Origin of the sequence: Sphingomonas sp. PP-F2F-G114-C0414, from assembly GCF_003688595.1 — a bacterium.
Lineage (GTDB): Bacteria > Pseudomonadota > Alphaproteobacteria > Sphingomonadales > Sphingomonadaceae > Sphingomonas.
In genome coordinates this window covers 1-1248 of the sequence record NZ_RCWT01000008.1, presented here as the reverse complement: position 1 = coordinate 1248, position 1248 = coordinate 1, and the positions used below count along the sequence as shown (strand labels likewise).

The 1248-nt window shown below is 63.9% G+C and carries 1 protein-coding gene; it reads right to left on the bottom strand.

Features of this window, described 5'->3' with window-relative positions:
• Nucleotides 1–18 precede the first annotated feature (18 nt).
• Nucleotides 19–1184, bottom strand: a protein-coding gene (locus tag C8J47_RS00740) for an IS3 family transposase (RefSeq protein ID WP_121884051.1) whose coding sequence is annotated in 2 segments (ribosomal slippage) — nucleotides 19–923 and nucleotides 923–1184 — 1167 coding nt in all. Because the reading frame shifts where the segments join, the coding sequence is not laid out codon by codon here.
• Between the last annotated feature and the right edge of the window lie 64 nt (nucleotides 1185–1248).

The following is a 1248-nucleotide window of genomic DNA, read 5'->3' as shown; positions in this document are numbered from 1 at the left end:
TGACGTGACCCCCGCCTTTCATCCAACTGCAACCAGAGACCGACCGTTGTTGTCGCGCAGGAGCGCGGGTGAAGCAACGGTCGGGTTTAAACCCGACCGTTGCATTTCGAGTTCGGCGGCAAAGGCGGCCGGAGTGGCGTAGCCGAGCGAGGAGTGTGGCCGCTCGGTGTTGTAGTCCTCGATCCAGCGCGCGAGTATCGTGCGCGCCTGCCGGACCGTGAAGAACAGCGTCTCATTGAGCAGCTCGTCGCGCATGCGACCGTTGAAGCTCTCGACGAACCCGTTCTGCGTCGGTTTGCCCGGAGCGATATAGTGCCACTCGACGCCGGCATCGCCCGACCATGCAAGCACTGCGTTCGAGGTCAGCTCGGTGCCATTGTCGCTGACGATCATCTTGGGCGCGCCACGCTCGGCGATCAGGTCGCTCAGCTCGCGCACCACCCGCTTGCCCGAGATCGACGTGTCGAGCACCGCCCGCAAACACTCCCGTGTCACGTCGTCGACGATGTTGAGGATACGGAACCGCCGCCCCGTGGCCATCTGATCATGCACGAAGTCCAGGCTCCAGCGCTGGTTGGGTAGCGCCAGCACCGGAGCCGGTGCCCGCGCGCCGACGGCGCGCTTTCGTCCCTTCCGGCGACGGACTGTCAGACCTTCCTCGCGGTAAAGCCGCTGTGTCTTCTTGCGGTTGATCGTGATGCCCTCCCGCCGAAGCAGGATGTGCAGACGCCGATAGCCGAACCGTCGGCGCTGCTGCGCCAGCTCGCGCAGACGCGACCGAAGGTCGCCATCATCTGCCCGGCTCGAGCGATACCGCATGCTCGTGCGATCCGCCCCGACGACAGCACACGCCCGCCGCTCGCTCATCCCCAGCGCCGTCTGGAGATGCGCGACCGCTTCCCGCTTCGCGGCAGGCGTCACCATTTTTTTGAGAGCAGGTCCTTCAGACCTGCGTTGTCGAGCATCGTATCCGCCAGCAGTCGCTTGAGCCGCACGTTCTCCTCCTCGAGCGCCCGCAGCCTCTTCGCATCGGACACCTCCAGACCGCCGAACTTGGCCTTCCAGGCGTAATAGGTCGCGCTAGACATCCCGTGCCGACGACACAGATCCGTCACCACTGAACCTGCCTCGGCTTCCTTCAGGATGCCAATGATCTGCTCTTCCGAAAACTGCTTCCGCTTCATCTGTCCGTCCCTTTCCGGGGTCGGACTCTAACTCCAACTGGAGGAAAAAACGGGGGTCACGTCA